Origin of the sequence: Arthrobacter sp. 2YAF22_2 (genome assembly GCF_052114645.1) — a bacterium.
Classification (GTDB): domain Bacteria; phylum Actinomycetota; class Actinomycetes; order Actinomycetales; family Micrococcaceae; genus Arthrobacter.
This window is the reverse complement of sequence record NZ_JBFRFD010000159.1, coordinates 1-6,869: the sequence shown is the minus strand read 5'-3', so window position 1 is coordinate 6,869 and position 6,869 is coordinate 1. Positions and strand designations below refer to the sequence as shown.

The window sequence follows — 6,869 nt, the reverse complement described above, 5'->3', positions numbered from 1 at the left end:
TCGCAGCCCTTCCAGGACGACGTCCAAGGCTTTGTGCTCAATATTTACCCGGCCAGCCGAGTGGCCCACATATCCAACGATTCCACACATGGGAATYAGCCTAGCGGGTTTCCCGGCCGTCCGGCGTATGATGCACCGGCTCGGCCCCGCCGTCGCTGCCCTCACGGGCGTTCATTTCGCTCTCGGCCTAGTCAAGGGCAGAATCTCTAAGGTGACTGTGCAACGCAACGATGCGAATGGCGAGGGTGTCTCCCCGTTCGTGGAGCTGGACCGGCAGACCTGGTCCCGGCTCGCTGCCCAAATGGAGCAGCCCCTCAATCAAGAGGACGTCCTCCGCCTCCGCGGCCTGGGCGATCCCCTCGATATGCATGAGGTCCGGGACGTCTATCTCCCGCTGTCCCGGTTGTTGCACCTCTATGTCGAGGGTGCCAACCAGCTCCACGCGGCCACCACCACCTTTCTCGGCGAGACCACCCAGCGCACGCCGTTCGTGATCGGTGTCGCCGGTTCGGTCGCCGTGGGGAAGTCGACCATCGCCCGCGTGCTGCGTGAAATGCTAAGGCGCTGGCCGGGCACCCCAAACGTTGAGCTCATCACCACCGACGGCTTCCTGTACCCGCTCGCCGAGCTCCGGCGCCGGCAGCTCCTGGAGCGCAAGGGGTTCCCGGAGTCCTATGACCGGCGCGCCCTGCTGCGCTTCGTGAGCGAGGTCAAGAGCGGCGCGGAGGAGGTGCGTGCGCCCAAGTACTCGCACGTCACCTACGACATTGTGCCCGGAGAGGAAATCGTGGTCCGCCGGCCGGACGTGCTGATCGTCGAGGGACTCAATGTCCTGGCACCCGCCCGCCCGCGGAATGACGGCCGGCAGGGCTTGGCCCTGAGCGACTTCTTCGACTTCTCGATCTATGTGGACGCCAAGACGTCGTACATCGAGGAGTGGTATGTGGACCGCTTCCGTAAGCTGCGGACCACTGCCTTTGCCCAGCCGGAGTCCTACTTCCACCGCTACGCGACGCTGTCCGACTCCGAGGCGGAACAGACTGCCAGAGACATCTGGAAGCGCATCAACGAACCGAACCTGGAAGACAACGTCCTCCCCACCCGCGGCCGGGCCCAGCTGGTGCTGACCAAGGACGCGGACCACTCCATCCGCCGCATGCTGCTGCGCAAGGTCTAGCACAGGTGTACCACGACGTCGGCGCGCACGGCCCGTGGGTTCCCAGCCGGCGCGCGTTCGGGCGGGCCGTCGCCGCCGGGGCAAGCTTTGCCGCCCTGGCCGCCGTCGCCGCCTGCAGCCCGCAAGACGCCCCGGGTCCGGGCTCCCGCACGGCTGTGCCAACTGATGCGTCGACAGCCACCGCCTCCGGCTCACCCTCGGCTACTTCCACGCAGACCGGCCAGGCGGGTACCGCCGGGAGCACCGCGCCTGGCACTACGCTGCCGGGCAACTCTCCCGCGGCCGCCGCGCCTGGACCGAAATACTCTCTGACGGATCCGGCCAGCCAGTGGGTGGTGGTGAACAAGCATCGGCCGCTCTCCCCCGCGGACTACGCTCCGGCCGACCTAACCCAGCCGGCGGTCCGGCTTGCGGCCACCGGTGAGGCGGCACTGCTGAACAGCACGACGGCGGCAGCAGCGGAGCGGATGTTCGCAGATGCGGCGGCGGCCGGCGTCGTCCTGACCCTGGCGAGCGGGTACCGCTCGTACGCTACCCAGACAGCCACCTACGACGGGTACGTGAACTCACGGGGGCGCGACGAGGCGGACACCGCTTCGGCGCGGCCGGGCTACTCGGAGCATCAGACGGGCTGGTCGTTCGACGTCGGCGACGGCGACGGCGTCTGCAGTTTCCAGCCGTGCTTCGCGGATGAGCCGGCGGCCGTATGGGCCAAGGCCAACGCCTACCGCTTCGGCTTCGTGGTCCGCTACCCCTGGATGCTGCAGACGGTCACGGGCTACTACTACGAGCCGTGGCACCTGCGCTATATCGGGATCGAGGCCGCCGGCGACATGCACAGCCGGGGCATCGCCACCCTCGAGGAATACTTCGGCCTGGAACCAGCGCCGGCCTACCTCTAGTAGGAAGTTGCGATGGCCCGTCCTGTAATGTCACTGACCATGACGTGGGCTCGACAAGCGTTCGCAATTCTTGTGCGCAGGATTGACAGTTTCATCACGCCGGACCGGCTCAGAGTATATCCGTTGATCTTTGCCTTCATGTCCGGCGTCGCGCTATTGGCGACCTCGGTCACCCGCGTCCTCCTCCCGGCCGCCCAAGGCTCTTTTCTGCCGGACTACCTCGCCCACTGGACAGGCGGAGGCCTGCTACTGGCCGGCGAGTCTGGCGCCCTTTACGACCCCCAAGTCCAGCAGCAGTTCCAAGCCGCTGCGCTCGGACCCGTGACGAGGCTGGCATGGTTCGTTTCGCCTCCGGCCGTTGCCGCGTTTTATGCGCCGTTCGCCGTCATGCCGTACAACTTGAGTGGGCTGATGTGGCTGGTGGTGAGTGCAGCGCTACTGGTTGCATGCACTCTGAGCATGAAGTCCTTCGCTCCCAAACTGATGCTGCACAAGCGCAAGGCGGTTTTTGTTGCCGTCGTCGCTTCACCGGTGGTCTTCGAGTTGCTGGGCGGCGGCCAGGACTCGGCATTCGTGCTCGCTGTTTGGCTGCTGGGCATCCGTTTCCTCAGTACGGGCCATAACTTTTGGGCGGGCGCAATCTTCGGGCTTGGTTTTGCGAAGCCGCAGCTTTTTGTCCTCGTGCCACTAGTGCTCCTGGCGACGCGAAATTTCCGGGCACTGGCGAGTTTCGCGGCAGTGTTCTTGCTTCTCGCCGGCGCCTCCGTGGGCATGGTGGGGGTGGACGGTCTCGCTCACTGGGTGTCCGCCCTTGCCAGTCCGTTGTACGCAGAGCAAGTCCAACAGGGACAGGCCTGGAAAATGATCGGTTTGCCGTCGCTGATTCAGGGACTCCTACCGCCGTCCTGGGCCGGTTGGACAGCACCGGTTTTGACGGTGGCTTCATTGCCTGTCGGCGCGGCAATATTGCTTTATCACGTCCGTAAACTCCGGAAGCGGCGGGTCGATCCTGCGTTAGTGTGGCTCACGACGCTGGCCACGACCGTTGTCTTCTCTCCCCACATCGCGACCTACGACGGAGTGTTGCTCATCCCGGTACTCGTCTACTTGCTCGACCACCGTTGCTCGCCCCTAGTCCGCGTCTCGGCTGTGACTGCCATTGCTCTCCTTTGGCTGGCCCCCGTCTTCCATCAAGTCGCCAGTCAACTGGCCATGTGGCCGCTGAACRCCATCGACGCTCCGTGGGGCGCCTTACCGCTGGCCGTTTTGTGGCGAGAATCGATACGAGCGCTCGGTACCGCCGAGAGCCCTGCAAAAACCACGCATCCGAGCCACCAACACGAACTGACATAAGGTCAACCCTTCTCTCCGGGTCAACAAGCATGCGTCAGTCGGCGACGAAGGCCAGGGCCAGTTCCGTCCGGACCACGTCTGCCAGGCCGTCGGCGACTTCCTGGGCAGTCTCGAGGTCGGCGGCCTCCACCATGACCCGCACCACCGGTTCGGTTCCGGACGGCCGGAGTAGCACGCGTCCGGTGTCGCCGAGGCGCACCTGGGCCTTGGCCACTGCTTCGGCCACCGCCTCGTCGCCGTTGACCCGGCTGCGGTCGACGTCCTTGACGTTGATCAGCACCTGCGGGAGCTTGGTCATGACCGTGGCCAGTTCCTTGAGCGGACGCCCGGTGAGTGCCACCTGGGCGGCCAGCTGGAGACCCGTGAGCACGCCGTCGCCGGTGGTGGCGTATTCGGCGAAGATCACGTGGCCGGACTGTTCGCCACCGAGGCTGAAGCCGCCTTCCCGCATGGCTTCCAGAACGTAGCGGTCGCCGACGCCGGTTTCCCGCAGCGTGATGTCGGCTTCCCGCAACGCGAGCTTCAGTCCGAGGTTGCTCATCACGGTCGCCACGAGAACGTCGTCTTTGAGCTTGCCGGCCTCCTTGAGCGCAAGTGCCAGGATCGCCATGATCTGGTCCCCGTCGACCTCGTTGCCTTCATGGTCTACGGCCAGGCAACGGTCCGCGTCGCCGTCGTGGGCAATGCCCAGGTCCGCGCCATGGGCAACCACGGCGGCTTTGAGCGGGGACAGGTGCGTGGATCCCACGCCGTCGTTAATGTTGAGTCCGTCCGGTTCGGCGCCGATGATGATCACTTCGGCGCCGGCGGTCTTGAACACCTGGGGTGAGCAGCCGCTCGCGGCACCGTGGGCACAGTCCACCACAACTTTGATCCCCTCCAAGCGGTGTGGAAGGGTGCCCAGCAGGTGCACGATGTAGCGGTCTTCCGCGTCGGCGAAGCGCTGAATGCGGCCGACTTCGCCGCCAACCGGACGGTATGGCTCCTTGGCCAGCTGTTCCTCGATCGCGTCCTCGACCTCGTCGGGAAGCTTCTGGCCGCCGCGGGCGAAGAACTTGATGCCGTTGTCCGGCGCCGGGTTGTGGGAGGCGGAGATCATCACGCCGAAGTCGGCGTCGAGGTCGGCCACGAGGTATGCAGCGGCGGGCGTCGGCAGGACGCCGGCGTCGTAGACGTCGATTCCGGAGCTGGAGAGTCCGGCCTCCACGGCCGCAGCGAGGAACTCGCCGCTGGCCCGCGGATCGCGGGCCACGACGGCGCGCGGCCGGTTGCCGTTCATGTTGCGGTCGTGCCCCAGCACGACGGCGGCGGCCTGCGCCAGCTGCAACGCTAGCTCGGCGGTCAGCAGACCGTTAGCCAGGCCTCGGACACCATCTGTTCCAAATAATCTAGACATCGCGTCCCAGTTTAGCCGATCACGCTCTCGGCGCCCGTCCTGAGCGCCTCGCGGCCAGTTAAACGCTGGAAGCCCGCCCCACAAATGCGGGACGGGCTTCCGTGCAAACACTAGTTAGCGCTTGGAGTACTGCTGAGCCTTACGTGCCTTCTTGAGGCCAGCCTTCTTGCGCTCGATGACGCGGGCGTCACGACGCAGGTAGCCGGCCTTCTTCAGGGTGGCGCGGTTGTTCTCGGTGTCGATCTCGTTCAGCGAACGGGCGATGCCGAGGCGCAGGGCACCGGCCTGGCCGGAGATGCCGCCACCGTGGATGCGGGCAATGACGTCGTAGGCGCCATCAAGATCGAGGATCTTGAAGGGTTCGTTGACATCCTGCTGGTGCAGCTTGTTCGGGAAGTAGTTGTCCAGCGCGCGGCCGTTGATGGTCCACTTGCCGGTGCCGGGCACGATGCGAACACGTGCAATGGCTTCCTTGCGACGGCCAACTGCTGCGCCGGCAACCGTGAGGGCCGGGCGTTCCTTCTTGGGCGCTTCTGCTTCCGCAGGACCGCTTTCCGAGGTGTAGCTGGTCAGGTTTTCCTCGGCCACGACGGCCTCGGTGGTCAGTTCTTCGTTCTGAGCCACGATTCTCCTTGATTAAAGTTGGTTGGTGGCCAGGACTACTGGGCGACCTGGGTGATTTCGAAAGTCTTGGGCTGCTGGGCGGCGTGCGGGTGCTCGGCACCGCGGTACACCTTCAGCTTGCCCAGCTGCTGCGCAGCGAGGGAGTTCTTCGGGAGCATGCCCTTGATGGCCTTCTCCACGGCGCGGACCGGGTTGGATTCCAGCAGCTCCGCGTAGTTGACGGAGGTCAGGCCGCCCGGGTAACCGGAGTGGCGGTAAGCGCGCTTCTGCTCCAGCTTGGCGCCGGTGAGGGCAACCTTTTCAGCGTTGATGATGATGACGAAGTCGCCCATGTCCATGTGGGACGCAAAGGTGGCCTTGTGCTTGCCGCGCAGCAGGATTGCGGTCTGGCTGGCGAGACGACCAAGGACAACGTCGGTGGCGTCAATGACGTGCCACTGGCGGTTGATATCGCCGGGCTTCGGGGTGTACGTACGCACGGTGTTTGCCTCGTTCTTGTTCTGGCGTTCTTGTTTTAGGCGTCACGCTAAACGTGAACCTACTATCTATGCGCTACCGGAACAGAGGTGAGGGCTCCATGTAACCAGTCATCCATTGGTCTCGAATGTGCACGTTGAGTAGCTATCCTGCAACCGGATTCTCAAGCGGGCACGCATCATCGGGATAGGACACGCACAACGACTACCAAGAATAGCGGAAGCCGGGGCCGTGGGTCAAAATGGGGTGTCCGGTGGCATGCTGCCCGTGCGTGCCGCGCAGTTCCGGCCCGCTGCGTTCCTGGAGGTACCGTGCCCGATCCCGCCCTTGCAGGTTCCGCACCGCTGCTGTTCCTCGCGGGAATCGCCGCTATCGGGCTGTGCCTCGGCCTACTGGGCGACGTCTTCGTAAGACGCGCTCTGCCGCAACTTGCGCCCCTCCCCTCCCCCGCGCAGAGAGCAACGACGGCGGTCGCCACCGGAGTGTTGTGCACGCTGCTGGCATGGCGCTTCGGGCCGGCGCCGGCCCTGCCGGCTTTCCTGCTCCTGGCGGTTGCCGGCGTGCAGCTGGTACGCATCGATATCCTCCATCACCTGCTACCCAACCGGCTGGTTGTGCCCCTGCTGGGGGCCGGCATGATGCTCCTCGTGGGGGCTTCCGTAGCACTGGGAGGTTGGGAAAAACTGGCCCGCGGCCTCGCCGGCGGCGTAATTCTCTTCGTTCTCTACTTCATCCTGGCTCTCATTAGCCCCAAAAGCCTCGGAATGGGCGATGTTAAGCTCGCCGCCCCGCTCGGCCTGTACTTGGGCTACTTGGGTTGGGCCCAGCTCTTCTACGGCGGAGCCCTGGGATTCGTCGCCGGCGGGATCGCTTCCGCCTTCGTGGTGCTGAAAAACCGCGGAAACAAGCCGAAGGAAGTCGCCTACGGGCCGTCCATGCT

Annotated in this window: 7 protein-coding genes; 4 read left to right on the top strand and 3 right to left on the bottom strand. The window is 65.0% G+C overall.

Annotated elements, in window-relative coordinates; translation table 11 throughout:
• Nucleotides 1–211 precede the first annotated feature (211 nt).
• The 3 genes from coaA to AB4Y86_RS08555 are packed head-to-tail and all read left to right on the top strand — an operon-like array spanning nt 212 to nt 3,432.
• Nucleotides 212–1,177 (top strand): type I pantothenate kinase, encoded by a 966-nt coding sequence (gene coaA / locus AB4Y86_RS08565; RefSeq protein ID WP_441401827.1) that lies wholly within the window; start codon nt 212–214, stop codon nt 1,175–1,177.
• Between the two features lie 5 nt (nt 1,178–1,182).
• Nucleotides 1,183–2,079, top strand: a complete 897-nt coding sequence (locus AB4Y86_RS08560; RefSeq protein ID WP_441401826.1) for a D-alanyl-D-alanine carboxypeptidase family protein — start codon at nt 1,183–1,185, stop codon at nt 2,077–2,079.
• A gap of 12 nt (nt 2,080–2,091) precedes the next feature.
• Nucleotides 2,092–3,432 carry a glycosyltransferase family 87 protein gene (locus AB4Y86_RS08555; protein WP_441401825.1) on the top strand — a complete coding sequence of 447 codons (1,341 nt, stop codon included), beginning with the start codon at nt 2,092–2,094 and terminating at the stop codon, nt 3,430–3,432.
• A gap of 34 nt (nt 3,433–3,466) precedes the next feature.
• Here AB4Y86_RS08555 and glmM read toward each other — a convergent pair whose 3' ends face one another.
• The 3 genes from glmM to rplM all read right to left on the bottom strand — a co-directional run bounded on the left by glmM (nt 3,467) and on the right by rplM (nt 5,931).
• On the bottom strand, nt 3,467–4,828 hold the full coding sequence (glmM, locus tag AB4Y86_RS08550; RefSeq protein WP_441401824.1) for a phosphoglucosamine mutase: 1,362 nt from the start codon (nt 4,826–4,828) through the stop codon (nt 3,467–3,469).
• 114 nt (nt 4,829–4,942) lie between these two features.
• Entirely contained in the window at nt 4,943–5,452 is a 510-nt protein-coding gene (rpsI, locus tag AB4Y86_RS08545; protein ID WP_354233995.1) for a 30S ribosomal protein S9, read from the bottom strand.
• A 35-nt stretch (nt 5,453–5,487) separates the two neighbouring features.
• Complete coding sequence (rplM, locus tag AB4Y86_RS08540) at nt 5,488–5,931, bottom strand: 50S ribosomal protein L13 (RefSeq protein ID WP_015937805.1); 444 nt, start codon at nt 5,929–5,931, stop codon at nt 5,488–5,490.
• 309 nt (nt 5,932–6,240) lie between these two features.
• On the opposite strand from rplM, the gene AB4Y86_RS08535 reads away from it, so the two are divergent.
• On the top strand, nt 6,241–6,869 hold a 629-nt coding region (locus tag AB4Y86_RS08535; protein WP_441401823.1), incomplete at its 3' end, for a prepilin peptidase.

Coding starts and splice junctions, on each gene's coding strand:
- glmM (WP_441401824.1), bottom strand. CDS start 4,828: ATGTCTAGATTATTTGGAACAGATGGTGTCCGAGGCCTGGCTAACGGT.